This window comes from Streptomyces sp. GD-15H (assembly GCF_045291515.1).
Classification (GTDB): Bacteria; Actinomycetota; Actinomycetes; order Streptomycetales; family Streptomycetaceae; genus Streptomyces.
In genome coordinates, this window is sequence record NZ_CP149447.1 from 6,789,035 (window position 1) to 6,812,363 (window position 23,329).

General features: G+C 71.6%; 23 protein-coding genes, 1 tRNA gene and 3 pseudogenes. 12 read left to right on the top strand and 15 right to left on the bottom strand.

Annotation, left to right across the window (positions count from 1 at the left end):
* Positions 1 to 304 precede the first annotated feature (304 nt).
* From WJ438_RS32075 to WJ438_RS32085, 3 genes are all read left to right on the top strand, one after another.
* Complete coding sequence (locus tag WJ438_RS32075) at positions 305 to 1,255, top strand: hypothetical protein (protein ID WP_406728317.1); 951 nt, start codon at positions 305 to 307, stop codon at positions 1,253 to 1,255.
* Positions 1,256 to 1,376: 121 nt separating this feature from the next.
* A complete protein-coding gene (locus WJ438_RS32080; RefSeq protein ID WP_406728318.1) occupies positions 1,377 to 2,918 on the top strand; it encodes an APC family permease in 1,542 nt (513 codons plus the stop codon).
* 66 nt (positions 2,919 to 2,984) lie between these two features.
* The gene (locus WJ438_RS32085; RefSeq protein ID WP_406728319.1) at positions 2,985 to 3,149 is read left to right on the top strand and encodes a hypothetical protein; all 165 of its coding nucleotides are present in this window, start codon (positions 2,985 to 2,987) and stop codon (positions 3,147 to 3,149) included.
* Between the two features lie 151 nt (positions 3,150 to 3,300).
* Here the strand turns inward: WJ438_RS32085 and WJ438_RS32090 are convergent, their stop codons facing one another.
* The 4 genes from WJ438_RS32090 to WJ438_RS32105 all read right to left on the bottom strand — a co-directional run bounded on the left by WJ438_RS32090 (position 3,301) and on the right by WJ438_RS32105 (position 5,404).
* Positions 3,301 to 3,837 carry a hypothetical protein gene (locus WJ438_RS32090; protein ID WP_406728320.1) on the bottom strand — a complete coding sequence of 179 codons (537 nt, stop codon included), beginning with the start codon at positions 3,835 to 3,837 and terminating at the stop codon, positions 3,301 to 3,303.
* A complete protein-coding gene (locus WJ438_RS32095) occupies positions 3,834 to 4,880 on the bottom strand; it encodes a TerC family protein (RefSeq protein ID WP_406728321.1) in 1,047 nt (348 codons plus the stop codon). The genes WJ438_RS32090 and WJ438_RS32095 overlap by 4 nt, the downstream gene beginning before the upstream one ends.
* A 129-nt stretch (positions 4,881 to 5,009) precedes the next feature.
* Positions 5,010 to 5,141, bottom strand: coding sequence for a hypothetical protein (locus WJ438_RS32100; protein WP_406728322.1), 132 nt, complete (start codon positions 5,139 to 5,141; stop codon positions 5,010 to 5,012).
* Positions 5,126 to 5,404 carry a hypothetical protein gene (locus WJ438_RS32105; RefSeq protein WP_406728323.1) on the bottom strand — a complete coding sequence of 93 codons (279 nt, stop codon included), beginning with the start codon at positions 5,402 to 5,404 and terminating at the stop codon, positions 5,126 to 5,128. Before WJ438_RS32105 ends, WJ438_RS32100 begins: the two co-directional genes overlap by 16 nt.
* A 513-nt stretch (positions 5,405 to 5,917) precedes the next feature.
* On the opposite strand from WJ438_RS32105, the gene WJ438_RS32110 reads away from it, so the two are divergent.
* Positions 5,918 to 6,256, top strand: a complete 339-nt coding sequence (locus WJ438_RS32110; RefSeq protein ID WP_406728324.1) for a helix-turn-helix transcriptional regulator — start codon at positions 5,918 to 5,920, stop codon at positions 6,254 to 6,256.
* A gap of 256 nt (positions 6,257 to 6,512) precedes the next feature.
* On the opposite strand, the gene WJ438_RS32115 is transcribed toward WJ438_RS32110, so the two are convergent.
* The 4 genes from WJ438_RS32115 to WJ438_RS32130 form a co-directional block, all read right to left on the bottom strand.
* Positions 6,513 to 7,157 carry a CBS domain-containing protein gene (locus WJ438_RS32115; RefSeq protein WP_406728325.1) on the bottom strand — a complete coding sequence of 215 codons (645 nt, stop codon included), beginning with the start codon at positions 7,155 to 7,157 and terminating at the stop codon, positions 6,513 to 6,515.
* Positions 7,158 to 7,228: 71 nt separating this feature from the next.
* A complete protein-coding gene (locus tag WJ438_RS32120; RefSeq protein WP_406728326.1) occupies positions 7,229 to 7,414 on the bottom strand; it encodes a hypothetical protein in 186 nt (61 codons plus the stop codon).
* Positions 7,415 to 7,564: 150 nt separating this feature from the next.
* A complete protein-coding gene (locus WJ438_RS32125) occupies positions 7,565 to 8,962 on the bottom strand; it encodes a gluconate:H+ symporter (protein WP_406728327.1) in 1,398 nt (465 codons plus the stop codon).
* Positions 8,963 to 9,133: 171 nt separating this feature from the next.
* Complete coding sequence (locus WJ438_RS32130; RefSeq protein WP_406728328.1) at positions 9,134 to 9,652, bottom strand: gluconokinase; 519 nt, start codon at positions 9,650 to 9,652, stop codon at positions 9,134 to 9,136.
* Between the two features lie 137 nt (positions 9,653 to 9,789).
* Between WJ438_RS32130 and WJ438_RS32135 the strand changes: the two genes are divergently transcribed.
* Complete coding sequence (locus tag WJ438_RS32135) at positions 9,790 to 10,491, top strand: FadR/GntR family transcriptional regulator (RefSeq protein WP_406728329.1); 702 nt, start codon at positions 9,790 to 9,792, stop codon at positions 10,489 to 10,491.
* 8 nt (positions 10,492 to 10,499) lie between these two features.
* On the opposite strand, the gene WJ438_RS32140 is transcribed toward WJ438_RS32135, so the two are convergent.
* The 3 genes and pseudogenes from WJ438_RS32140 to WJ438_RS32150 all read right to left on the bottom strand — a co-directional run bounded on the left by WJ438_RS32140 (position 10,500) and on the right by WJ438_RS32150 (position 11,914).
* The gene (locus tag WJ438_RS32140) at positions 10,500 to 10,874 is read right to left on the bottom strand and encodes a YchJ family protein (protein ID WP_406729872.1); all 375 of its coding nucleotides are present in this window, start codon (positions 10,872 to 10,874) and stop codon (positions 10,500 to 10,502) included.
* 396 nt (positions 10,875 to 11,270) lie between these two features.
* Positions 11,271 to 11,514, bottom strand: a pseudogene (locus WJ438_RS32145) (ATP-binding protein); the annotation flags it as partial.
* 313 nt (positions 11,515 to 11,827) lie between these two features.
* Positions 11,828 to 11,914 (bottom strand) — tRNA-Leu (locus WJ438_RS32150).
* A 210-nt stretch (positions 11,915 to 12,124) separates the two neighbouring features.
* On the opposite strand from WJ438_RS32150, the gene WJ438_RS32155 reads away from it, so the two are divergent.
* The 3 genes and pseudogenes from WJ438_RS32155 (at position 12,125) to WJ438_RS32165 (ending at position 14,753) form a co-directional block, all read left to right on the top strand.
* Complete coding sequence (locus tag WJ438_RS32155; RefSeq protein ID WP_406728330.1) at positions 12,125 to 13,450, top strand: M20/M25/M40 family metallo-hydrolase; 1,326 nt, start codon at positions 12,125 to 12,127, stop codon at positions 13,448 to 13,450.
* Between the two features lie 149 nt (positions 13,451 to 13,599).
* Positions 13,600 to 13,833 (top strand): chaplin ChpH, encoded by a 234-nt coding sequence (gene chpH / locus WJ438_RS32160; protein ID WP_406728331.1) that lies wholly within the window; start codon positions 13,600 to 13,602, stop codon positions 13,831 to 13,833.
* 166 nt (positions 13,834 to 13,999) lie between these two features.
* Positions 14,000 to 14,753: pseudogene (locus WJ438_RS32165) on the top strand (chaplin).
* 81 nt (positions 14,754 to 14,834) lie between these two features.
* On the opposite strand, the gene WJ438_RS32170 reads toward WJ438_RS32165, so the two are convergent.
* Positions 14,835 to 15,023: a DUF5703 family protein gene (locus tag WJ438_RS32170; protein ID WP_406728332.1), complete on the bottom strand. Its 189-nt coding sequence runs from the start codon at positions 15,021 to 15,023 to the stop codon at positions 14,835 to 14,837.
* 47 nt (positions 15,024 to 15,070) lie between these two features.
* Here WJ438_RS32170 and WJ438_RS32175 point away from each other — a divergent pair, with 47 nt between their 5' ends.
* The gene (locus WJ438_RS32175) at positions 15,071 to 15,763 is read left to right on the top strand and encodes a hypothetical protein (protein WP_406728333.1); all 693 of its coding nucleotides are present in this window, start codon (positions 15,071 to 15,073) and stop codon (positions 15,761 to 15,763) included.
* A 79-nt stretch (positions 15,764 to 15,842) separates the two neighbouring features.
* On the opposite strand, the pseudogene WJ438_RS32180 reads toward WJ438_RS32175, so the two are convergent.
* Together WJ438_RS32180 and WJ438_RS32185 are read right to left on the bottom strand one after the other, a co-directional pair.
* Positions 15,843 to 18,205 (bottom strand): annotated as a pseudogene (locus WJ438_RS32180) (helix-hairpin-helix domain-containing protein).
* Positions 18,202 to 19,188 carry an aldo/keto reductase gene (locus tag WJ438_RS32185; protein ID WP_406728334.1) on the bottom strand — a complete coding sequence of 329 codons (987 nt, stop codon included), beginning with the start codon at positions 19,186 to 19,188 and terminating at the stop codon, positions 18,202 to 18,204. Before WJ438_RS32185 ends, WJ438_RS32180 begins: the two are co-directional and overlap by 4 nt.
* A gap of 169 nt (positions 19,189 to 19,357) precedes the next feature.
* Here WJ438_RS32185 and WJ438_RS32190 point away from each other — a divergent pair, with 169 nt between their 5' ends.
* Both WJ438_RS32190 and WJ438_RS32195 read left to right on the top strand, forming a co-directional pair.
* On the top strand, positions 19,358 to 20,413 hold the full coding sequence (locus WJ438_RS32190) for an LLM class F420-dependent oxidoreductase (RefSeq protein ID WP_406728335.1): 1,056 nt from the start codon (positions 19,358 to 19,360) through the stop codon (positions 20,411 to 20,413).
* A gap of 261 nt (positions 20,414 to 20,674) precedes the next feature.
* On the top strand, positions 20,675 to 21,454 hold the full coding sequence (locus WJ438_RS32195) for a ferritin-like domain-containing protein (protein WP_406728336.1): 780 nt from the start codon (positions 20,675 to 20,677) through the stop codon (positions 21,452 to 21,454).
* Between the two features lie 23 nt (positions 21,455 to 21,477).
* Here WJ438_RS32195 and corA read toward each other — a convergent pair whose 3' ends face one another.
* Positions 21,478 to 22,473 (bottom strand): magnesium/cobalt transporter CorA, encoded by a 996-nt coding sequence (gene corA, locus WJ438_RS32200; protein WP_406728337.1) that lies wholly within the window; start codon positions 22,471 to 22,473, stop codon positions 21,478 to 21,480.
* Positions 22,474 to 22,573: 100 nt separating this feature from the next.
* On the opposite strand from corA, the gene WJ438_RS32205 reads away from it, so the two are divergent.
* A complete protein-coding gene (locus WJ438_RS32205) occupies positions 22,574 to 23,260 on the top strand; it encodes a histidine phosphatase family protein (RefSeq protein ID WP_406728338.1) in 687 nt (228 codons plus the stop codon).
* Positions 23,261 to 23,329: the final 69 nt, after the last annotated feature.

Here is a 23,329-nt window from a genome sequence, read left to right on the forward strand (position 1 = left end):
ATCCAAGCAGGACCCAACCGTCCGCGGCAGCCCCGCCCGGGCGCCCCGCACCGGGTGCGGGGCGCGCTCCGAGGGCTGTCGGTTCTGTCGCGCCGGACGGACGCGATCCCGGCCGTCGGCCACAAGTGACCTGTCCGTGACGCTGGTTGACGCGTGTAATGACTCGGGCGCCCTTGACGTCGACTGTTGGCTGCCGGTTTGCTGTCCGTGATCAGCCCATGGCTATCGGCAGCCGACCACTGCCGTGCCGACCGACCGTCCGCCATGGGCCGAGCCACAAGAAGAGCGCGTGAGGAAGTCCGCGGTGTCTCCACCCCCGCCTCCCCTCGGCCGTGCCCGCAGACGTGCGGCACAGGCCTTCGACGAGGCCCTCGACGACGACGAACTCGTCGCCGCGAGGGCCGCGCTGGCGCAAGGCCGGTGGCAGAACGCCCGCTCGCTGCTCGTCCGTACGGGGGACGACTGGGACCGCCGCGGCCACCGGATCACCGTGCTCGCCCGGGAGGCCTACAGTGCCGCCTGGGTCCGCGACTGGCTGCTCGCCGAGCCCGACTCCGGGGACGCGTCGGTCCTGCTCGCCCTGGCCCAGGTGAGGCGCGCCCTGCGCGGCAAGGAGAAGGCGGCCCGCGCGCGCGAGGCATGCCGCCAGGCGACCGCGGCGTTACCCGCCGACCCCACCCCGTGGCTCGGTCTGCTGCTGCTGGAGTGCGCCCGGGGCACCGAGGGCGACGTGGTGCGGATCTTCGAACAGGTCCGCGCCCGGTACGCGGACCACCACCACGCCCACCACCTGGTGGTCGCCTGGCTCGCCGAACGCCGCGTGGAGGCGGGCCCGGACCCGCTGCACGAGGTCTACGACTTCGCCAACTGGTCCGCCGAACAGGCACCCGCCGACTCCCCCCTGGCGATGCTGCCGGTCATCGCGCACGCCGAGCGCTACCGCGCACTCGCCGCCGCCGGCCAGGAGCGCGCCGACCCGGCCGCCTCCGGCCACTGGGTGGGCCGCCGTGCCCGGCAGGTGATGAAGGCCGCCTTCGACTGGTGGCTGGAGTGGGAGCACGAAGGCCATCCGCGCCGTCTGATCGACCTGAACTTCCTCGCCCACGCCAAGATCTGCGAGGGCCGGGACGCCGAGGCCGCCGCCCTGTTCCACCGCATCGGCGACAAGGCCACCCCGGTTCCCTGGTCGTACCCCGACCGCGACCCGGTCACCGCCTTCCGCGCCGCGCGGACCGCCGCTCTCGGCACCGGATGAACCCGCACGAGCCCGGTCCACCCGCCCCAGGGACCCCAGCCCGGCTCGCCGCATCACACGCCCGCAGCCACGCCCGACAACCACGCAGGCCAACCACTCCCGACCCAAGGACGGTCTCCCGATGACCACGGACAGTTCAAGCCCGAGCAGATCCGCAGCGGACGGCATCAGCACCTTCAAGGGGCAGGAGCGCGCCCTGCGCGCCGACCGTCTCGGCACGGGCGGTCTGCTGCTCTCCGTGCTCGCCGCGACCGCCCCCCTCATGGTGGTCGCTGGTGTCATGCCCACCACATTCGCGGTGATGGGCATCGTCGGCCAGCCCCTGCTCTTCGTGGTCCTCGGCACCGTGCTGGTGCTGTTCAGCCTCGGCTACGCCGAGATGAGCCGGCACGTCCACAACGCCGGCGCCTTCTACGCCTACATCTCCCGCGGCCTCGGCGGCACCGCCGGCGCGGGCGCCGCCATGGTCGCGCTGGTCGCCTACAACGCGCTCCAGGTCGGCATCTACGGCATCTTCGGCTTCGAGGTCTCCGGGCTCTTCGCCACCTACGCCGACCTGGAGGTCGCCTGGTGGATACCGGCGCTCGCGGCAGCGGTCGCGGTCGGCGCGCTGGGCTGGCTGAAGATCGACGTCAACGCGCGCGTGCTCGGCGTCCTGCTGGTCATCGAGGTGCTCCTGGTCGTCGTCTTCGACGTCGCCGCCATCGCCGACCCCGGCAAGGAAGGGCTGTCGCTGCACGCCTTCAACCCGGACACCCTCACCGGTGCCGGCGTGGGCACCGCCCTGTGCTTCTGCATCGCCGCCTTCCTCGGCTTCGAGCAGGCCCCGGTCTACGCGGAGGAGACCAGCAGGCCGCACATCCTGGTGCCCCGCGTGATGTTCCTCGCGGTCACCGGCGTCGCCGTCTTCTTCGCGATCAGCAGTTGGGCGCTCACCGTGGCCACCGGCCCCGCCGGAATCGTCGCCGCCTCGCAGGAGCAGAGTGCGGGACTGCTCTTCCACCTCACCGAGGCCCGGCTCGGCGGCACCTTCACGGACGTCCTGCACATCCTCTTCGTGACCGGCATGTTCGCCGCGCTGCTCAGCTTCCACAACGTCGTCGCCCGGTACGCCTTCGCCATGGGCCGCGAAGGCCTGCTGCCCGGTGCCTTCGGCCGCACCACCGGCACCAGCGGCGCCCCCGGTACCGGTTCGCTGCTCCAGACGGGCATCGCCGTGGTGCTCGTCCTCGCCTTCGCGCTCACCGACGACAAGCCGGCCGGCGACCCGACCGCGCCCGTCCTGCACCTGTTCACCTGGTTCGGCAACATCGGCGCCCTCGGCGTGATCGTGTTGATGGCGATCGCCTCGCTGTCCGTCGTCGTCTTCTTCGTCCGCCGCGGCGCCGCCGGCGCCCAGGCCTGGCGGCTGGTCACCTCGGCGCTGGCGGGCCTCGCCCTGGTCGTGATCGCCGGTTACACCGTCAAGGACTTCGACGTACTCGTCGGCGCCGGCCCCGGGTCCGCACTGAGCAGGCTGCTGCCCGGCATCATCGGGCTGGCCCTCGTCGTCGGCCTGGTCCAGGGCCTGGTCCTGCGCGCCCGCGCGCCCGAGACCCATGCCCGTATCGGGCTGGGCAACGAGGCATTCCAGCTGGACAAGGAGGCCGAGCGCGGCGCATAGGCCTCGGCCCCTCCCGGAAACCGGCCTCGGGGAGCAGGTGACGCGCTGGATCCGCTCTCGGTGCTGATGCAGGTGAAACTGATCGGCGCGGCGGATGAGGAGGCCGAGGCGGAGAGGCGGTGGCCGCTGGCCACCCGCTACAGCATCCGCGCCGCCGTCCCGGCCGGTGGGAGTCCGCGCCCGCTGCGTGACCCGGCTGGCGCCGGCAGCGGCGAGGACGAAGAGGGGTGAGGGCCCCAGGACTTTTCGAGTCCATGACGTCCCGGGGCCGCATTTCACCGGCCGGTTGAAACCGGAGAGGGCGGATGCGCACCCTGGCCCGGCCTGCCGGGGGACGTGCGGTCGCCAGGGTGCGCATCGCGTTCGCAGCGTTCAACGACGCTTACGTGGTGAAGGGTGCAGGCGGATCGGCGGTGCGGGGCGGGGCGTCGGACCTCTCGTCGGCGGGGGCGAAGTGCCTGCCGGGCGGGTGGAGGGGCACGGAGGTGATGACGGTGGCGGCACCGGTGCGGGCGGCCAGCCGTTTCAGGGTGCGGGCGGGCAGGCGGTGGTAGGGGTTGGTCCGAGCGGGCAGCAGGACGAGGGCGCTGCGGTAGTGCCCGGCGGCGGTGAGGGCCTCGGTGTGGGCGGCGAGGACGGCGTCGGCCCGGCGGACGATGCGGCGGTGGCGGGCGAGGTGGAGCAGGGCGTTGATGCTGAGGCCGGTGGAGCGGAAGGCGACCGCGGCGGTCAGCTTCTGCCCGGTACGGGCGGCGAACTGCCCGGCGTGGGCGGCCACGTCCCGGTCGGTGCGGGTGCCGGTGAGGACGGCCAGGACGCCGCCTGCCGGGTGGCCGGGGAGCGTGTAGGTGTGGACGGTGGCGGTGCGGAGTGCGGCGAGCGGGGTGTGAGGGTGCCGGCCTCGGGTCAGGGTGATCATGACAGGGGTTCTTCCGTGCGATGCGAGGGGGCGGAGGAGGCGGGGCGGGGATCGGTTGCCGAGGCGGGTTCGGTGCCGTCCAGGCGGTTGGCGCCGGTCGTGGTGTCGCCGTTCTGGCCGCGGGTGGCGAGCAGGGACCAGGCGATGGAGACGGTGATGGTGGCGACGATGACGCCCAGGGTGAGGGGGATGGGCAGCTTGCCGACGGGGGTTTCGGACAGGATGAGCTTGACGCCGGCGAAGGCGAGCAGGACCGCGAGCCCGTAGTGCAGGTAGGCGAAGCGGCGCAGGAGTCCGGCGAGGCAGAAGTAGAGGCTGCGCAGTCCGAGGACGGCGAAGGCGTTGGCGGTCCACACCAGGAAGGTGTTGGTGGTGATGGCGAGGATCGCGGCGACGGAGTCGACGGCGAAGATCAGGTCGGTGGCCTCGATGGCGACCAGCGCCACGAACAGCAAGGTGGCCACCCGCCGCCCGTCGATCTTCGTGAAGAAGTGGCCGCCGTGGAACTTCGTATCGGTGGGGACGATCTTCTTGACCAGGCGGACGATGATGTTGCGGTCGGGGTGGACTTCCTCGTCCTTGGAGACGGCCATCTTGTAGCCGGTCCAGATCAGGAACGCGCCGAAGAGGTAGGCGGTCCAGAAGAACAGCTGCAGCAGTTCGGCGCCGACGAAGATGAACACCAGCCGGAAGACGAGTGCGCCGATGACACCCCAGAAGAGGACCTTGTGCTGGTAGGCGTCGGGGACGGCGAAGAACGAGAAGACCAGCGCGAAGACGAAGACGTTGTCGATCGACAGGGCCTTTTCGATCAGGTAGCCGGCGTAGTAGGTGGAGGATGCCTCCCCGCCCTGCCACGCCAGCAGGACCAGGCCGAAGGCAAGGCCGATCGCGATCCACACCCCGGACCAGATGGCCGCTTCCTTGAAGCCGATCACATGGTTGTCGCGGTGGGCGATCAGGTCGACGGCGAGCATGACGGCGATGACGAGCGTGACCGCGGCCCACACCCACAGCGGGACGGTGAACGACAGATCATTCATGGTTGATCGGCTTCCTCGGGCCTGAGTCGGAAGGACGGGTGGGGGCGGGTGCCGGGCCCTGGCGGGTTACGGAGGGGAGCCGGGCCCGGGCCCGCCGGTTCGGTTTCACCTAGGCGCTCACCTCCATGGTCACGCGGGTCGCCGGGCGGCGGCCGTACGGCGGCGTGGGCGCATCGCGAGCGCGACGCACAGTGAGCCGACGGCCAGGTCCACCAGCGCCAGCAGCCACCACGGCGCGGGCCCGGTCAGGCCGTCCAGCACGCCTCCCCCACCGGCCGGGAAGCCGTGGGCGGGCGCCGCTGGGCCAGCGTCCACACGTTGCGCACCCCGGCGGGCGACAGATCGGCCGACCCCAGACCCGCGCCGGCGACGGGCACCGTCCAGCGGGCCGGGGCGACGGCGTAGACGAAGGGACCGCCGCGCAGGCTTGAAGCTTCGACCATGCTGTGCGCGTCCAGGCCCGCGAGTCCCCGGCTTGAGGCGACCACCAGCGGGGAGTGGTGCCGCTCCGCCAGCGCCAGCACCCCGCCCGCGGCCCCGCAGCAGCGGCTGCGGGACCGCGGGCGGCCGGGACGCGGTGGGCGACGGGGATGTAGCCGACGCCCGCGCGGTGCAGCCGGGGCAGTACCCGGGCCAGGAACACCCGGGCCGCCTGCGCGTCGACGCGGGCTCGGCCGGGGATCTGGTGCGGGGCGGGCAGGACGGCGATCAGCAGCACCGGTGCCTCACGGGGGGCGGTCAGGCGGACCGCGCTGTCCACCACGGCGAGGTCGTCGGGCCGGTTGGTCACCAGCGCGGCGACCGGGTGCGGCAGGGAGACCGGCAGTACGGGCGTGCCGGTGGCGGCGGGACGGGTCTCGGTCAGGGCCTGGGGGGACATCGTGACCCCCTTTCAGCGGGGTCGAGGAGGAGGTGGGGTGTGTTCAGCGTCACCCGACATCCTGATACCCGTCAAGAGTTACGCGAAAAGTTTTTCGGTAATGCTTTTTCGTGAAATGATGTTGGTTAGAAGAAGTCGGCTTCGTATGATGAGGGTCATGAGCCAGCCCTCCTCTGCGCGCGGTGACCAGTGGACGTTCCTGACCAACCACGCCCGCGTCCTGATCGCCCTCGCCCGAGATCCGGAAGTGCGGCTGCGGGATGTCGCCGGCCTGATCGGCATCACCGAACGCGCCGTGCAGCTGATCGTCGCCGACCTCGAAGCGGCCGGATACCTCACCCGCACCCGCGTCGGCCGCCGCAACCGCTACACCATCGACCCCACCGTCGCCCTGCGCCACCCCACCGAAGCCGACCACCCCGTCGGCGACCTCCTGGCCACCTTCCTGCACCGCGAGGACACCCCCGCCACCGACGCCGAATCCGCCGCCTCGTAACGGCTGGCCGGCAGGCCGCAGCGGCGCCGGGGTGTGCGGCATCGGCCCCGGCCGCCCTCTCCCCGTGGGCGTGATCCGGGGCCGCTCCCTTGGTTTGCGAAGACCCATTGACTTGCGAAGACGCCTCCCGGTTCGCACCTGATGCGAAATTCTCGCCTCAGGTGCGACAGACGGAGAGTGATCGTGGGTGGGGTACGGTCTCGTGCCGGGAGCTGCTCGGCTGCCCCTGGTGGTCGGCCCTCCCGGGGCAGAACACTCAGCCCGCCCGGGCGGCGGCGAGGTGGGCGTCCACGGCGACGACACCGTCGACGCCCTGGCAGAGGCCCACGACCACCGGAACCAGCCGCGGTTCCGGGACGTGTCCCCGCAGGGTGACGACCCCGTCCCGGACCTCGACCGCGACGGTGCCCTCGTCCAGGCCGAGGAGGCGCCCCAGGACGTCCCGCTCGACCTCGCCGCGGATCTCGACGTCGGAGCGGAGGAAGGCGTCGAGCAGGTCGCTGCGGGTGACGATGCCGGTGAGGAGCCCGTCGTCGCCGACCACCGGCAGCTGCTTGACGTGCCGCCTGCGGAGTTCCCGCGCGGCCCGGGGGATCGTCCAGTCGGCGCGGGCGGTGAAGACGGGACTGCTCATGAGCGCGCCCGCGGTCCGGGCCCGGGCCTTGCCCCAGGAGCGCTCGTCGGTCCCGTCCCGACCCTGCGGATCGGGCAGGCCGGTCTCGTGCCGCAGCACGTCGGACGCGGACACGACGCCGACGGGAGCGCCGTCCTCGTCGACGACCGGGGCCGCGACGATGTCGTTCGCGTCCAGCAGGGCGGCGACCTCCTGCAGCGGTGTGGTGGGGCGGAAGGTGACGACCTCCTCGGTCATCACGTCACCGACCGTGCGGCGGTACAGCATGTCATCGGCCTCCTCCGCTGTGCGACGGGGCGGCCGCGCCCTTGCCGGCTCGTCCACGCCGTCTTCCCTCCTCATGACAGCACCGCGCCGCCCCGGCGACCAGTGACGTTCGGCCTGGCGGGAAGGCCGGCGGTGCCACGGCCGGGAGGGCGGCCGAGCGCGCGTGAGGTGCCGGCGACGCTGGGCGCCCGGTCCTTGCGCTTGAGCTTGCCGAGGGGGATGATCAGGTCGCCCCCTGACCGCTCACTCAGCGTCATTGAGCTGCGGGCTTCAGCCGCGAATACGCGACGCCCACCATGCGACCTCACCAGTCCCGAGGCCGGAACGGCCTCGGCCGCGGCACCGCACATGCGGTACCGCGGCCGAGAGCCGTATCCGAGGGGCCGACCAGTCGGCTGACCGGTCGGCTAAATGACCAACGACAGGAGCAGCACCAGACCGCCGGCGACCACCGAGATGATCGTCTCCATGATCGACCAGGTCTTGATGGTCTGGCCGACGTCCAGCCCGAAGTACTCCTTCACCAGCCAGAAACCGGCGTCGTTGACATGGCTGAAGAAGACCGAACCGGCGCCGATGGCGAGCACCAGCAGAGCGGCGTGCGTGGTCGACATGTCGACCGCGAGCGGCGCCACCAGGCCGGCCGCCGAGATGGTCGCGACGGTCGCCGAACCGGTCGCCAGCCGGATCGCCACCGCGATCAGCCAGCCGAGCAGCAGTGCCGGGATCGCCCAGTCCGCGGAGATGTCGAGGATCATCTGACCCACGCCCGAGTCGATCAGCGTCTGCTTGAAGCCACCGCCCGCACCGACGATCAGCAGGATGCCGGCGATCGGGGCGAGGCCCTTCTCGACCAGCTGCGAGATCCGGCCCTTGTCGTATCCGGCGGGCAGGACCAGCGTGAAGATGCCGACGAGCACGGACGCGAGCAGGGCGATCATCGGGGAGCCGATGACGTCGAAGACCCGCTGGACGTTGTTCTCGGGGTCGTCGATGACGATGTCGACCAGCGCCTTGGCCAGCATCAGCACGACCGGCAGCAGGATGGTGAACAGCGTCGGGCCGAACCCGGGGCGCTTCTCCAGGTCCTCGGAGGCGCGCTGCGGGATCATCCGGTCGGGGGCCGGGACGTCCACCCAGCGGGCGGCGTACTTGGAGAAGACCGGACCGGCGATGATCACCGTCGGTATGGCGACGAGCACACCCAGCGCGAGCGTCACACCGAGGTTGGCGTTGAGCGCGTCGATCGCGACCAGGGGGCCGGGGTGCGGGGGCACCAGACCGTGCATCACGGACAGACCGGCGAGCGCCGGGATGCCGATCCGCATCAGGGAGTAGTTGCCGCGCTTGGCGACCATCAGCACGACCGGGATCAGCAGGACGACGCCGACCTCGAAGAACAGCGGCAGGCCGATCACCGAGGCGATCAGCACCATCGCCCAGGGCATGGTGCGGCCGTTGGCCTTGGCCAGGATGGTGTCGACGATCTCGTCGCCGCCGCCGGAGTCGGCGAGCATCTTGCCGAGGATCGCTCCGAGGGCGATGAGCACGCCGACACCGGCGACGGTGGAACCGAGTCCGGCGCTGAAACTGGTGATGACCTTGTCCAGCGGCGCCCCGGCGAACGCGCCGAGTGCCAGTGAACCGATCGTCAGGGCCAGGAAGGCGTGCAACTTGAAGCGGGTGATGAGCAGGACGATGACGGCGATACCCGCCAGGACGGCGATGCCCAGCTGAGCGTGGCCGGCCGAGGTGATCGCCTCGGGTGCGTCCGCTGCCAGCATCTCTACTCTGAGTCTGGTCACGGTGAATCCCTTGTGAGTACGGGGAACTAAGGGGAGAAGGGGAATCAGGGGAACCGGGGCGTGGGGGCACCCCGGGGCTTGTGGGGTCCCCGAGGGGACCGGTGGAAACGGCTCCGGGCGGAACCCGCGAGCCGGCTGGGGCGGGCTCGCGGCGGGCTCGCGGCAGGGAACCTACGGGGTCGGCTCGGAGAGGGCCGCGAGGGCGGTGACCGCCTGTTCGGTGATCTCCTCCGGGCTGCCCGACACGTCGACGGCGACCCCGAACTCGTCCTCCCCCAGCGGCTGGAGCGTGGCGAACTGGGAGTCGAGCAGGGCTGTGGGCATGAAGTGCCCCTCGCGGTGCGACATCCGGTCCTCGATGAGCGCGCGGTCACCGGTGAGATGCACGAAGACCACACCGGGCGCGGCCGCCCGCAGCCGGTCGCGGTACGACCGCTTCAGCGCCGAGGAGCTGACCACCCCGCCGAGTCCGGCCCGCCTGTGCGCCCACTCGCCGATGGCGTCCAGCCAGGGCCAGCGGTCCTCGTCGCCGAGCGGGGTGCCGGCCGACATCTTGGCGATGTTGGCCGGGGGGTGGAAGTCGTCGCCTTCGGCGTAGGGGACGCCGAGCCGGGCCGCGAGCAGGGGACCGATGGTGGTCTTGCCGGTGCCCGCGACGCCCATGACCACTACGACCTGGGGGGTGTTCATCGGTGCCTCACAGTCTGTTGTCGTCGTCGACAACCTGATGTCGACGCCACTGAAACCCATAGGTAGGACAATTTCAAGACTGTGTGACGAATAAGTCTGACCTTTTGTTCTTGTGGCGCGCCCCGTACTCTGTGGAGATGAGCACCACGGGCCGGGGGCTGCACGGCCGCGTACTGGACACCCTCGGCCCCGAAATCACCGGAGGCGCATACCCACCCGGCAGCGTCCTACGCACGGACGAACTCGCACAGCGTTTCGACGTGTCGCGCTCCGTGATGCGCGAAGTGGTGCGCGTCCTGGAGTCCATGCATCTCGTCGAGTCCCGGCGCCGCGTGGGCGTGACGGTGCGCCCGGTCTGCGACTGGAACGTCTACGACCCCCAGGTCATCCGCTGGCGGCTGGCCGGCGCGGACCGCCCCCGGCAGCTGCGCTCGCTCACGATGCTGCGCTCGGCCGTCGAACCGGTCGCGGCGGGGCTCGCCGCCCGCAACGCCACCGCCGAGCAGTGCGCCGAACTCACCGAGTGCGCCCTCGGCATGGTCGCCAACTCACGCGGCCACCGGCTGGAGGGGTACCTCTTCCACGACGTGGCCTTCCACCGGGTGATCCTCACCGCGTCCGGCAACGACATGTTCGCGCGCCTCGGTGACGTCGTCGCCGAGGTCCTCACCGGCCGGACCCGCCACGACGTGATGTTCGACGACCCCGACCCGGCCGCGGTCACCCTGCACGTCCAGGTCGCCGAAGCCGTCCGCGCGCGCGACGCCGCCCGTGCGGAGGAACTGACCCGCGAGATCACCGTGGGAGCGCTCCAGGAACTGGACATCCTGGCGCCCTGACGGCGCTGCTAATCGAGGAAGTCCCCGTCGACGTACACCCACGCCCCGTCCACCCGCTCGAAGCGGCTGCGCTCGTGCAGCGAACCGCCCCGGTAGGACGCCCGGAAGGTCACCGTCCCGGTGGAGTGGAAGGCGGACCCGCCGGCCGTGTCCACGATCTCCAGCCCGGTCCACCGCGTCCCGGGATCGAGGTCGACCCGCTCCGGCCGCGTCCGCGGATGCCAGGTCCGCAGCAGATAACCGGCGTCCAGCCGCACGAAGGCGCAGTACCGCGACCGCATCAACCGCTCGGCGGTCGGCGCGGCGGCGGCCCCGGAGTGAAAACGGCCGCAACAGGCCTCGTACGCCTCGGACAGCCCGCAGGGACAGGAACGCGTGGTCATGCCGGCCATTCTGCCTGGTCCGAGCCGAGGCCCGGAGTGCGCGAGGTGCGCGCGTGACGCGGCGGCAAGCGCGGACCGGAGATCTGCGGCACGCTGACGTCCAGCCCGCACCGTGACCGGCCGGGAGTCCGGAGGAACCGGCCGCATGCCCGAACCCGGCCCTCCACCTGAGCGTCGGATCACAGAGCGGTGGCCGATGAGCTGCTGAGAGGGGGCGCGCAGTGACCACGGATGTTCAGGGGCCGGCATGGGCACCGGAAGGACTGGAGGTGCGGTCCGGGAGCTACCAGGACATACGCCGGCCGCTGGCTGAGTCCAACCCTCCGGAGTGCAGGACCGTGCATCCGGGGAAGACGGCGCGCTGATCCCGAGGGCCGTGCCGGGACACGCGGGAAAGAGTTCCGCCCAGACGGTCTTGCCGGGTGAGGCGAGCCGCGGGCCGGCGCCCCAACGGTGGCCAGCCGGGCCACCAGCAGCAGCCCCCGGCCCGACTCCGCGTCGCCGGGCGCCCCCTGAACGGACGGGGGAGGCACCCGCTCGGTGCGGGTGTCCGTCACCTCGATACGGAGTGCCTCCGGCGCTGCTGTCAGACGGGGTGGAAGTCCCGGCCGGGGACGTGGCCGTGCCGCACGGCGTTGGCGCCTGACCGGATCCGCACGCGGATCCCGAACACGACGAAGTGTGCTTTGCGGCCGTCAAGGTCGTCCGGCGGTAACTTGCGAGGACGACCACCTCCGCAGGCGCTTCGCCCTGGAACCGGAGGCGATCCGGCACGTGGGCGGTTTCCGCACCGCCGCCCTGGTCGACGCCGGCCTCAAGCGGACACACTGTGGCTGGCCACCCAGTGCATACAGGCTCCGTCGCTCCTGCCCATGCCTTCTGCGCATGACCCGCCGGCCGGTCGAGCAACGAAGAAGGGCCCTTGAAGATCAAGGGCCCTTCTTCGATCTCACTGGTGTCCGAGGGGGACTTGAACCCCCACGCCCGATAAAGGGCACTAGCACCTCAAGCTAGCGCGTCTGCCATTCCGCCACCCGGACAAGGTGTCTGACGCGCGGGTTTTCCCCGCAGCGACGACGTAAACATTACCAGGCTTTCCGGGGTGGCCGATCACCCCGGTGGACGCGTTGCCGGGCTTGCTCCGTCCCGGCGTGAACGGCGTGTGACGGGCCGGGTCCGGTCTTTGGGGTGGACGCGGCCAGGGGAGAGGATGAGGGGGACCCACCAGCAGTGACAGCGGGAGGAACCACGTGAGCGCGACCGACACGGCCAGGGGCGTCACCGGTGAGGACGAGGTCGTGGACCTCTGCCGCGAGCTGATCCGGATCGACACCAGCAACTACGGCGACCACTCGGGCCCCGGCGAGCGCAAGGCGGCCGAGTACGTCGCCGAGAAGCTCGCCGAGGTGGGCCTGGAACCGCAGATCTTCGAGTCCCACAAGGGCCGCGCCTCCACCGTGGCCCGTATCGAGGGGGAGGACCCCTCGCGGCCCGCGCTGCTGATCCACGGCCACACCGACGTCGTACCGGCCAACGCGGAGGACTGGACCCACCACCCCTTCTCCGGCGAGATCGCCGACGGCTGCGTGTGGGGGCGCGGCGCCGTCGACATGAAGGACATGGACGCGATGACGCTGGCCGTCGTCCGCGACCGCATGCGCAGTGGACGCAAGCCCCCGCGCGACGTCGTCCTCGCCTTCCTCGCCGACGAGGAGGCCGGCGGCACCTACGGCGCCAAGCACCTGGTCCGTGAACACCCCGAGCTGTTCGAAGGCGTCACCGAGGCGATCGGCGAGGTCGGCGGGTTCTCCTTCACCGTCAACGAGAAGCTGCGCCTCTACCTCGTCGAGACCGCCGAGAAGGGCATGCACTGGATGCGGCTCACCGTCGACGGCACGGCGGGCCACGGCTCGATGACCAACGACGACAACGCGATCACCGAACTCAGCGAGGCGGTCGCCCGGCTCGGCCGGCACAAGTGGCCGGTACGGGTCACCAAGACCGTACGGGCCTTCCTGGACGAGCTCTCCGACGCCCTCGGCACCGAACTCGACCCGGAGAACATGGAGGAGACCCTCGCCAAGCTCGGTGGCATCGCCCGCATGATCGGCACCACGCTGCGCAACTCGGCGGCGCCCACCATGCTCGGCGCCGGCTACAAGGTGAACGTCATCCCCGGCCAGGCCACCGCCCACGTCGACGGCCGCTTCCTGCCCGGATACGAGGAGGAGTTCCTGGCCGACCTGGACCGCATCCTCGGCCCGCGCGTGAAGCGGGAGGACGTGCACGCCGACAAGGCGCTGGAGACCGACTTCGACGGCCGCCTCGTCGACGCCATGCAGCTGGCGCTCGGTGCCGAGGACCCGATCGCGCGGGCGGTGCCGTACATGCTCTCCGGCGGCACCGACGCCAAGTCCTTCGATGACCTCGGTATCCGCTGCTTCGGCTTCGCCCCGCTTAAGCTGCCGCCGGAGCTGGACTTCGCCGGCATGTTCCACGGGGTCGACGAGCGGGTGCCGGTGGACGGCCTGAAGTTCGGCGTGCGCGTGCTCGACCGGTTCCTGGACGCGTCCTGAGGTTTTCCGGCAATTCCAATAATCGTGCAGACGTGCGGAGTTGGCCGGGAAGAGTGAATGCGACGATAAGCTCGTAGCCTCATTACTCCTTCCTCGTTACCCGTGATGTGATCCGCGACTTGGGATCGTATTGCCAACGAGGAGGAATAATGATCAAGAAGGTCGTCGCTGTCGCCGCCGCCACCGGTGGGCTGGTTCTCGCGGGTGCGGGCATGGCCGCCGCCGATTCCGGTGCCCAGGGTGCCGCCGTGCACTCCCAGGGTGTCGTCTCGGGCAACGTCGTTCAGGTCCCGGTGCACGTCCCGGTGAACGTCTGCGGCAACACGGTCTCCGTGATCGGGCTGTTGAACCCCGCCGTCGGCAACGTCTGCGTCAATCAGTGACGTGGTGCCTCGTCCCTTAGGGCAAGCACTTTCCAGGGTTTGAGCTCGTCGGCCCCGGAGCGCGCGCCATGTGCTCCGGGGCCGACCGGTCTTGAAGAACGTCGGAAATACCGGGAACCCGACGGACGGAGTTCCCGGCACAAGGTCGAAGGCAGGGATTTCAGCTATGCGACAGGTCACCCGCAAGGGCCTGATGACCGTGGCCGCCGCCACCGGAGTGATCGCCGCCGCGGGCGGGGTCGCCCACGCCGACTCCGGCGCGCAGGGCGCCGCCGTGGGTTCGTCCGGCGTGCTCTCCGGGAACACGGTGCAGGCGCCGGTGCACGCGCCGGTCAACGTCTGCGGCAACACCGTCGACGTCGTCGGCATCCTCAACCCGTCCGTGGGTAACTCCTGCGCCAACCAGGGAGGTTCCGCCTCGGCTGGACACGGCGAGTCCGGTGACCACGGCGGCTCCGGTGACCACGACGACTCCGGCGGCCACGGCGGTTCGCACGCCGAGGGACACGCCGCCGACTCGCCCGGTGTGGTCTCCGGCAACGTCGTTCAGGTCCCGGTGCACGTTCCGGTGAACGTCTGCGGCAACAGCGTCGACGTCGTCGGCGCCGGCAACGCCGCCACGGGCGGCGACTGCGCCCACAGCGACTCCGGGACGCCCGGACAGCCCGGCGACCCGGGCGCTCCGGTGGAGCCGCGGGAGCCCGGAGACGACCAGAGCACGCCGTCCGCTCCGCGCGACGAGACCCCGGGCAGTTCCTCGCACGGCAACCAGCCGGCCCCGGCCCGTCGCCGCGCGCCAGGCCGACGCGCAGCTCGCCCGGACCGGCAGCGAGCTGCCGGTGGGCCTCGCCCTGCCGGTCGGAGCGGGCGCGCTGCTCGCCGGAGCGGTCCTTTACCGCAAGGCACGGGCCGCTGCGTGACGCCGGTGACATGGAACGGGCCCCGCGACCGCGGGGCCCGTTCCATGGGTGATCTCGTAGCTGTCGACAGGGAGCCCGGGCTCACCAGGTCGCGCGTACCTGGCGGATGATCCGCCGCCGCAACCGCACCTTGCGGCTGCCGTCGCGCAGCAGGCTCAGACGGTCCAGCTCCCAGTGACCGTACTCTGCGTGGTCCGTCAGCAGACGTGCCGCCTCCTTGCGGGAAACCCCGCGCGGTACGTGCACGTGGACAAATTCGTATTCCGGCATCGCATCTATTGTGCGGGCTGGGCCCCGGTACGGATAGCGTCTGCACTATGTCTGATGCTGCGCAGCCCACCGCTGCCGAGGTACGCGCCGCCGCCGAGGCGGTCAAGACCGCGCTCGACCGCCATCTGGCCGCGGTCGAGAGCCGGTCGGGGGATGACGACCCGGCCGTCTACGAGGCGTTCAACGAGCTGGCCGTGGCCGCTGAGGCGTACGACGAACTGCTCTACGACCGCCACGACGAGGTGACGCCCTTCGAGATCCCCGGTGCGGAGGACGCGCTGCCGCCCTACACCGGGCCGGAGGAGCCGAACGCGCTGAGCGTGCTGATCCGCCGCGACTACGCCGTCGTGGAGCCGCAGCGGCTGCTGGCGCACGCACGACGGGTCGAGGCGGTGGACGACGAGGAGGGCTCGGGCACCGTCCACGGCGCGCTCGGCATACTGTTCGGCGAGTTCGAACCGGACGAGATCGCATCCCGGCACAAGGAGTTCGGCCTGGAGGAGGGGGACTCCACGCTCTGGGTGACGGCATCGGACGAACCGGCGGAGCCCGGTGAGTGGCTGGCGGCCCCGTTCGAGCAGGCGGACCCGGCCCGGGTCGTGTGCCGCTTCGACGTCAGCGCGGTCTTCGACGAGGACCTGGACGACCTCGACGACGACACGGACGACGATCTCGAGATCGGGCCGGTCCGGGCCCCGGACGAGGAAGAGGACCTGGAGCCCCTGGACGCGGACCGCTGACCGGGCCCGGGACCCGGGCCCGCGGCGACGGCGGTGACACCCTCGGTGTCACCGCCGTCGCCGTCGCGGGTGGCAGGAGTCAGCCTGCCGCTGCCTGGATCTGCGGCGCCAGCAGCACCGGGAGCCGGGTCGTCCGGGGCTTGGCCGCCACTTCCGCCACGGCGCGCGGCAGCGCCTGCTCCACACCGTGCACCACGGACAGATGGCGGTCCGCCCGGCTGAACGCGGTGTACACCCAGGGCCGGCGCAACGCCGGAACGGCATCGCCCGGCAGCACCACGACCACCGCGGGCCACCGGCACCCCACGGCCTGGTGCGCGGTCAGCGCCCATCCATGCCGCACGGACTGCTCCACGCGCTCCTGCGGCACGACGACGGCCTCGCCCGCGCAGGACAGATGCAGGCCGTCGGCGTCGGCCTTCACCACCCGGCCCGGCAGCGTACGTCCCCGGGTGGGGAGTAGGCGATCCGGTCGCCCGGGTCGAATCCGCCGAAGCGCCCCGGCCCCGGATTGAGCCGCTCCTTCAACGCGGCGTTCAGCGCCCGCGTGCCCACCGCGCCCCCGTGCCCCGGGGTGATCACCTGCGTCTCCTCGGCCGGTACCCCGATCGCGCGCGGTACCGAGTCCACCACGAGCTGCACGGTCCGGTGCACGGCCTCGCCCGGATCCCGCACCGGCACGATGACGACCTCCTTGCCGGGCGCCGCCACCTGGTTCATCTCGCCGACGCCGATACCGGAGACCAGTTCGCCCAGCGGCCCCGGATCCGGCCGCCGGGAGGCGATCTGCGGGCAGGCGCGCGCCGCCAGCAGATCGGCGAACACGCGTCCCGGACCGACGGACCACAACACCCCCGGATCCCCGGCCAGCACCAGCCGGGCACCGTCCGGCAGCGACTCCGTGACCAGCGCGGCCGCCTCGACATCCAGCAGGGGAGCGTCCAGTACGACGAGCAGATCCAGCCGCAGCGCCCCGTCGGCGTCCCGCCCCGGCCCCTCGGCACCGGACAGCAGTCCGGCGACGGTGGCGATCCCGGGACCCTCGGCTCCGGCCCCGGCATCATCGGCCGTCCCGGCATCCCCGGCCGCGGCAGCCTCCAGCAGGGCCGCGAACCGGGCGCGCCCGATCGGACCGTGTGCGGCGGCCCAGGCGCGCAGCCCGAGACCGTGCGCCGCCCACAGCAGGGCCGCCGGCTCGGCGAGGGACGCCTCCCCACCGGTGTGCAAAACAAGACCGTGACCGGCGACCGCGCGGATCAGCTCGCTCCCGGAGCCGTCCGCCGAGGCGGCGGCCCGCTCCCACTCCGCACTTGAGCCGTCCTGCTGGGGAGCGGAGTTGACGAGCCGGGCCAGGCCGTCGGCGAGGCTCTCCTCGGCCATCGCGTACCGTTCCAGCCCCATGAGCACCCTGACGGGCCGCTCCTCGTCCGCTCCGTCCTCGCTCTCCCCGGATCCGGCACTGCCCCGCTGCGGTGCGGGAACGCCCGCCTCCGGCATCGGGTCCTGGAAGACGAGGACGTCACCGTCCGAGATCGCGTTCCGCACGGCCCCCTCGGAATCCGGCACTCCCTGTTGTGCGAGGGCGGCGGTCAGCGCGGACATCTCCAGCGCGGTGTGCCCGGCCGCCGCGGCCTGCTCCAGCAGCCACCCGGTGACGGCCCGCTCCCGCCGCTCGTCGTCCGGCCCGACAGCGGAGCCGAGCAGCGCCCGGGCGAACCCGTCCGCCTGTGCGGGCCGTACACCGGCCACCCGCAGCAGCTGCCACGGATCGGCGCGCAGGGCTTCCGCGGCACCCTCACCCAGCACTCCGGCGGTCTGGGCGGCGAGCGTCTCGGGCGCACCGCCCTGAGCCAGCACCGCGCGTACGGCCGCGACCACTTCGGTGGCGGGGGCCGCCTCCACGGTCACCGGCGGCGCCGGTCGTGCCGGTTCGGGAGCGGGACGCCGCGGCGCGGGCCCGGACTCCTCGAACACGGCGGCCACCGGCTTCTCACCGCTCTCCACGGCCCGCACGGCGGCGAGCAGATCGGCGGCCCGGCCGCTCAGCTTGACGCCGGCCTCGATCGGCCCCCGCCGCTCCGCCTTCCGCCGCTCGATCCGCTCCCGCTCGGCCCGCTGCGCGAGCAACTCGGCCTCCGCCTCGGACACCTGCCGCCCCTCGGCCGCGTCCCCGCCCGTGTCGGAGGTCTCTCCGGCCGGGTCGGCCGCCTCCTCGCCCGGGCCGGAGGTCTCCCTGCCCGCGTCGGCCCCCTCCCCGCCCTCCGCCTCCGCGGACGCGTCCCTGGAGGCGGGATCCCTCACCTCGGCCCCGGCAGGCGCCTCCGCGTTCGGAGTGGTCGCCGTGTCCGGGGCGGCCTCCGTCCCGGCCCGTGTGGTCCGAGCCGACTCTCCCGGCGTACCCGGCTCGGCGTCCTCCGTGGTCTCGGGCGGCTCCGTGCTCACAGCGTGCTCCAGTCGTGATCGGGATAGCGGTGCACGGGCGCCGACACGTCGTCGAGCGCCCGGCAGATCTCGTCAGGAAGACTAAGCGCCTCCACTGACAGTGCCGCCGCGAGCTGCTGCGCGTTGCGCGCGCCGACGATGGGAGCGGCCACGCCCGGCCGGTCCCGCACCCACGCGAGGGCCACTTGGAGCGCGGTCACGGCGAGCCCGTCCGCCGCCGTCGTGACGGCGTCCACGATCCTGCTCGCCGTGTCGTCGAGATACGGCGCGACGAACGGCGCCAGATGCTCGGAGGCACCCCGCGAGTCCGGCGGCAAGGCGTCGCCCCGGTACTTGCCGGTCAGCACGCCCCGCCCGAGCGGCGAGGACGGCAGGATCCCGATCCCCGTGTCGACGGCCGCCGGCAGCACCTCCCGTTCCACGCCCCGCTGGAGCAGCGAGTACTCCATCTGGGTACTCGCCAGCCGGGCCCGCATCCCCGGCGCGGCGAGCTGCCAGGTCGCCGCCTTGGCCAGCTGCCAGCCGCAGAAGTTGGACACCCCGGCATAGCGGGCACGCCCGCTGGCGACGGCGATGTCGAGGGCCTGGAGCGTCTCGTCCAGCGGGGTGGCGGGATCGTAGGCGTGGATGTGCCACACGTCGACGTGATCGGTGCCGAGACGCGCGAGCGAGGCGTCCAGCGCGGAGAGCAGATGACCGCGTGAGCCGTCGAATCTGCGCTCCGGGTCCGGTACGCTCCCGGCCTTCGTCGAGATGACGAGGTCCCGGCGCGGCACCAGCCCGTCCATGAGCTGCCCGAGCAGGTACTCGGCATCCCCGTCGCCGTACACGTCGGCGGTGTCGACGAGGGTCCCGCCCGCTTCCCAGAACGTCTTCATGAGGTCCGCGGCGTCGTGCTCGTCGGTGTCCCGACCCCAGGTCAGGGTCCCGAGACCGATCCGGGACACGCGCAGGCCGGTACGGCCGAGATGCCTCTGCTCCATGAACGCCGAGATTACTGGCCGACACCTGAGGTGTGGGTGCCTGTCGACAACCGATTTCCCCAGGTTCCCCCGGGCCCGGTCTCCCGCGGCGAGGCACCACCCCCGGCCCGGCCGTCGGCGGTATAAGGTCACCGCAAGCGACGTTACTGATGGGTAAGGGGAGAGGGTCATGCAGCTCGGGATCAACCTCGGCTACTGGGGTGCCGGAATGGACTCGGACAACCTCGCCGTGGCACAGGAGGCCGACCGCCTGGGATACGCGGTCTGCTGGGCCGCCGAGGCCTACGGCTCCGACGCGGCCACCGTGCTCACCTGGGTCGCCGCCCAGACCCGGCGCATCGACGTGGGTTCGGCCATCTTCCAGATTCCGGCCCGCCAGCCCGCGATGACCGCGATGACCGCCGCCACCCTCGACTCCCTCTCCGGCGGCCGGTTCCGTCTCGGTCTCGGCGTGTCCGGCCCGCAGGTCTCCGAGGGCTGGTACGGCGTCAAGTTCGACAAGCCCCTCTCGCGGACCCGCGAGTACGTCGAGATCGTCCGCAAGGCCATGACGCGCGAGCGTCTCTCCCACGAGGGTGAGCACTGGACCCTGCCCCTCCCCGGTGGTCCGGGCAAGCCCCTCAAGCTCACCGTGCACCCGCAGCGCGAGCACATCCCCCTCTACATCGCCGCGATCGGCCCGAAGAACCTCGAACAGACCGGTGAGATCGCCGACGGCGCGCTGTTGATCTTCCCCTCCGCCGACCACCTGGAGGACACCGCCGTCAAGCACCTCAGGGCGGGCCGCGAGAAGGCAGGCAAGACCCTCGACGGCTTCGACGTCTGCCCCACACTCCCGCTCGCCGTCGGCGACGACAAGGACGTCGCCGCCCTCGCCGACACCTTCCGCCCCTACACCGCGCTGTACGTCGGGGGCATGGGCAGCCGCAAGCAGAACTTCTACAACCAGCTCGCCGGGCGCATGGGCTACGAGCGGGAAGCCGCCGAGATCCAGGACAAGTACCTGTCCGGTGACAAGCAGGGCGCCGCCGCGGCCGTACCGCACGACCTGATCGACTCCACGACGCTGCTCGGCTCCGTGGACCGCATCGCGGACCGGATGAAGGCCTACGCGGCAGCGGGGGTCACCACCCTCACCCTCGCCCCCGTGGGCTTCACGCTCGAGGAGCGCCTCGCCTCCCTCCGCGCCGGCACCGAAGCGCTGGAGCGCGCGGGCCTCGCGTAGACCCTGGCCTGGGACGCCAGGCGCCGCTGCGAAGTTTCCACGGCCGTGGCGGGGGCTCGGGGGTCCTCCCCGCCACGGCCGTCACACACCACAACGCCCGGCAGTCCCCTCCGGTTACGCCCCGGCGTCCCCTCGCCCGTCCTCCTTTCGGCGGAGTTGCCGGGCGCACCTGTTGCCGTGCGCGCCTCCTCGCAATTGACTCGTTCTTCGCGGACCACGGAACCGCGGAACGTGCGGAATCGCTGTGGAGAGGGGCTCCAGATGCTGTCGGCCAAGAGGCTGTTCCAGGAGATCCTCGACGACGACGACTCCTTCGCGCTGTTCTGCTCCATCGCCGCCAGCGGCGAGTCGCAGGGCGGCTGGGAGAACGCCCGGATCGCGGCCCTGGTTCCCGAGAGCCGGCGCGGACTCGCCCCCAAGATCACCAGGCACGGCGCCGACGAGGACAAGCACGGCCGCATCTTCAACGCCCTGATGAAGAAGCGCGGTGTGCGACCGGTCCCCGTCCCGCCCGAGACCGACTACACCATGCTCCTCGAGCGGGACGGCATCGGCCTGGCGCACGACAGGCTCAGGCGCGACGAACCGCTCACCGTCCAGGACATCGTCACTTACCTCGCGCACAGCCGCGTCACCGAGCAGCGCGCCTCCGAGCAGATGGAACTGCTCCGCAAGCACTTCGCCGACCACCCCGAACTCGGCCGCGCCGTCAAGATGATCTCCCGCGACGAGGACGACCACCTCGCCTACTGCCACGAGGAACTGCTGCGCTTCGCGTACGCCGGACACGGCCGCGCCATCCAGCGCACCCTGCGCGCGTGCGCGCTCACCGAGATCCGCGTCCACCGCGACGTCAGCCTCGCGGTGATGGCCCGGATGGGCGACATCCTCGGCTGGTCCCGGGCCAGAGGGACGCTCCTGGCGGCCGGCATCCACGCGGTGTACGCCTACGAGCGCCTGGGCGGCTGGCGCCGCATGGTCTCCCTGAAGACGCCGGAACGCCGCAACGCCCTGGGCGGCCCCGCGCCCGAGTCCGCCTGACCCCTGGACAGGCACCCGCCCCGCTACATCCACCCGCGCCGCTTGAACAACCGGTACAGGAACACCTCCAGTGCGGCCATCACCAGGATCACCGCCGGATAGGACCACTCCCACCGCAGTTCCGGCATGTGCTCGAAGTTCATGCCGTAGATCCCCGCGAGCATGGTGGGGATCGCGGCCATGGCCGCCCACGCGGAGATCTTCCGCATGTCGTCGTTCTGACGGACGCTCACCTGGGCCAGATGCGCCGAGAGGATGTCCGAGACCAGCCGGTCCAGACCCTCCACGGACTCGTTCACGCGCGTGAGGTGATCGTGCACGTCACGGAAGAAGGGCCGCGCCTTCTTGGACACGAAGGGCACCGCCGCACCGAACGCGCCCGCCTCCGTCAGCCGCGCCATCGGCGGCGTCAGGGGCCCGGTCGCCCGGCGGAACTCCAGGATCTGCCGCTTGAAGGTGTAGATCCGGGACGCGGTGCGCTGCGTGCCGGCGCCCTCCGGTGAGAAGACCTCCGCCTCCAGCTCCTCCAGATCGGTCTGCAGCTCGGTCGCCACGACGAGATAGTGGTCGACGGCGGCGTCGGCGATCGCGTACACCACCGACGTCGGTCCGTTGCCCAGCAGCTCCGGTTCGTGCTCCAGCCGGCTGCGTACGGCGTTCAGCGGGGAGCCCTCGCCGTGCCGGACGGTCACCACGAACGAGTCACCCAGGAAGATCATGACCTCGCCGGTGGAGACGGTGTCGCCGGCCGGCTCGTACTCGACCGGCTTGAGGACCATGAACAGCGAGTCGTCGTACACCTCCAGCTTGGGCCGCTGATGTGCCTTGAGGGCGTCCTCGACCGCGAGCGGATGAAGGCCGAACTCCTGCGAGACCAGGGCGAACTCGTCCGCCGTCGGCTCGTGCAGCCCGATCCAGACGAAACCCCCCGCCGCCCGCGCGTCCTCCAGGGCGTCGGAGAAGTCCTCGGGCCCCTCCGTGCGGTGCCCGTCCCGGTAGACGGCACAGTCGACGATCACGGAACGTACTCTCCCCTCGCCGGCCGGACAGCACATCCGGCAGCGCAACCACCAGCACACCGGGCACAGCACCCGCGCGTGTACGCCTACCCTGGTCCGCATGCCCACATTGCTCCTGGTCCGGCACGGACGGTCCACCGCCAACACCGAGGGACTGCTCGCCGGCTGGTCGCCCGGCGTCGCCCTGGACGAACGCGGGGCCGCACAGGCCGCCGCACTGCCCGGACGGCTCGCCGAACTGCCCCTCTCCGAGGTCGTCGCCAGCCCTCTCCAGCGCTGCCAGGAGACGATCCAGCCACTGCTGAGTGCCCGGCCCGCCCTCACCGCCCACACCGACGAACGCATCGGGGAGTGCCACTACGGCGACTGGACCGGCCGCAAGCTCGCCGAACTGAAGGACGAGCCCCTCATGGAGGTGGTTCAGTCACATCCGTCGGCGGCCGCCTTTCCCGGCGGGGAGTCCATGCGCGCGATGCAGACACGCGCCGCCGAGGCGGTGCGCGAGTGGAACGCGCGTGTGGAACGCGATCACGGCCCCGACGCCGTGTACCTCATGTGCTCGCACGGGGACATCATCAAGTCCCTCGTCGCGGACGCGCTCGGACTTCATCTCGACCTCTTCCAGCGGGTCTCCGTCGAGCCGTGTTCCATCACCGCGATCCGGTACACACGGCTGCGCCCCTACCTCGTCAGGCTCGGCGACACCGGCGACTTCGCCTCCCTGGTGCCGCGCGAGGAGCCGTCCGCCGACGACGCCCCGGTCGGGGGCGGTGCGGGCGCACCGTGATCGTCGGCCGCAGTAGGGTGAAGCGGTCGCAGCAGCACCGCAGATACCCGTACCCACCACTCTCAATGG

What these genes read in the sequence shown, in the direction of transcription:
- WJ438_RS32080 (WP_406728318.1), top strand. Translation starts at nt 1,377, where the DNA reads ATGACCACGGACAGTTCAAGCCCGAGCAGATCCGCAGCGGACGGCATC.
- WJ438_RS32085 (WP_406728319.1), top strand. Translation starts at nt 2,985, where the DNA reads ATGCAGGTGAAACTGATCGGCGCGGCGGATGAGGAGGCCGAGGCGGAG.
- WJ438_RS32090 (WP_406728320.1), bottom strand. Translation starts at nt 3,837, where the DNA reads ATGATCACCCTGACCCGAGGCCGGCACCCTCACACCCCGCTCGCCGCA.
- WJ438_RS32095 (WP_406728321.1), bottom strand. Translation starts at nt 4,880, where the DNA reads ATGAATGATCTGTCGTTCACCGTCCCGCTGTGGGTGTGGGCCGCGGTC.
- WJ438_RS32110 (WP_406728324.1), top strand. Translation starts at nt 5,918, where the DNA reads ATGAGCCAGCCCTCCTCTGCGCGCGGTGACCAGTGGACGTTCCTGACC.
- WJ438_RS32115 (WP_406728325.1), bottom strand. Translation starts at nt 7,157, where the DNA reads ATGCTGTACCGCCGCACGGTCGGTGACGTGATGACCGAGGAGGTCGTC.
- WJ438_RS32120 (WP_406728326.1), bottom strand. Translation starts at nt 7,414, where the DNA reads ATGACGCTGAGTGAGCGGTCAGGGGGCGACCTGATCATCCCCCTCGGC.
- WJ438_RS32130 (WP_406728328.1), bottom strand. Translation starts at nt 9,652, where the DNA reads ATGAACACCCCCCAGGTCGTAGTGGTCATGGGCGTCGCGGGCACCGGC.
- WJ438_RS32135 (WP_406728329.1), top strand. Translation starts at nt 9,790, where the DNA reads ATGAGCACCACGGGCCGGGGGCTGCACGGCCGCGTACTGGACACCCTC.
- WJ438_RS32140 (WP_406729872.1), bottom strand. Translation starts at nt 10,874, where the DNA reads ATGACCACGCGTTCCTGTCCCTGCGGGCTGTCCGAGGCGTACGAGGCC.
- chpH (WP_406728331.1), top strand. Translation starts at nt 13,600, where the DNA reads ATGATCAAGAAGGTCGTCGCTGTCGCCGCCGCCACCGGTGGGCTGGTT.
- WJ438_RS32170 (WP_406728332.1), bottom strand. Translation starts at nt 15,023, where the DNA reads ATGCCGGAATACGAATTTGTCCACGTGCACGTACCGCGCGGGGTTTCC.
- WJ438_RS32175 (WP_406728333.1), top strand. Translation starts at nt 15,071, where the DNA reads ATGTCTGATGCTGCGCAGCCCACCGCTGCCGAGGTACGCGCCGCCGCC.
- WJ438_RS32185 (WP_406728334.1), bottom strand. Translation starts at nt 19,188, where the DNA reads ATGGAGCAGAGGCATCTCGGCCGTACCGGCCTGCGCGTGTCCCGGATC.
- WJ438_RS32190 (WP_406728335.1), top strand. Translation starts at nt 19,358, where the DNA reads ATGCAGCTCGGGATCAACCTCGGCTACTGGGGTGCCGGAATGGACTCG.
- WJ438_RS32195 (WP_406728336.1), top strand. Translation starts at nt 20,675, where the DNA reads ATGCTGTCGGCCAAGAGGCTGTTCCAGGAGATCCTCGACGACGACGAC.
- WJ438_RS32205 (WP_406728338.1), top strand. Translation starts at nt 22,574, where the DNA reads ATGCCCACATTGCTCCTGGTCCGGCACGGACGGTCCACCGCCAACACC.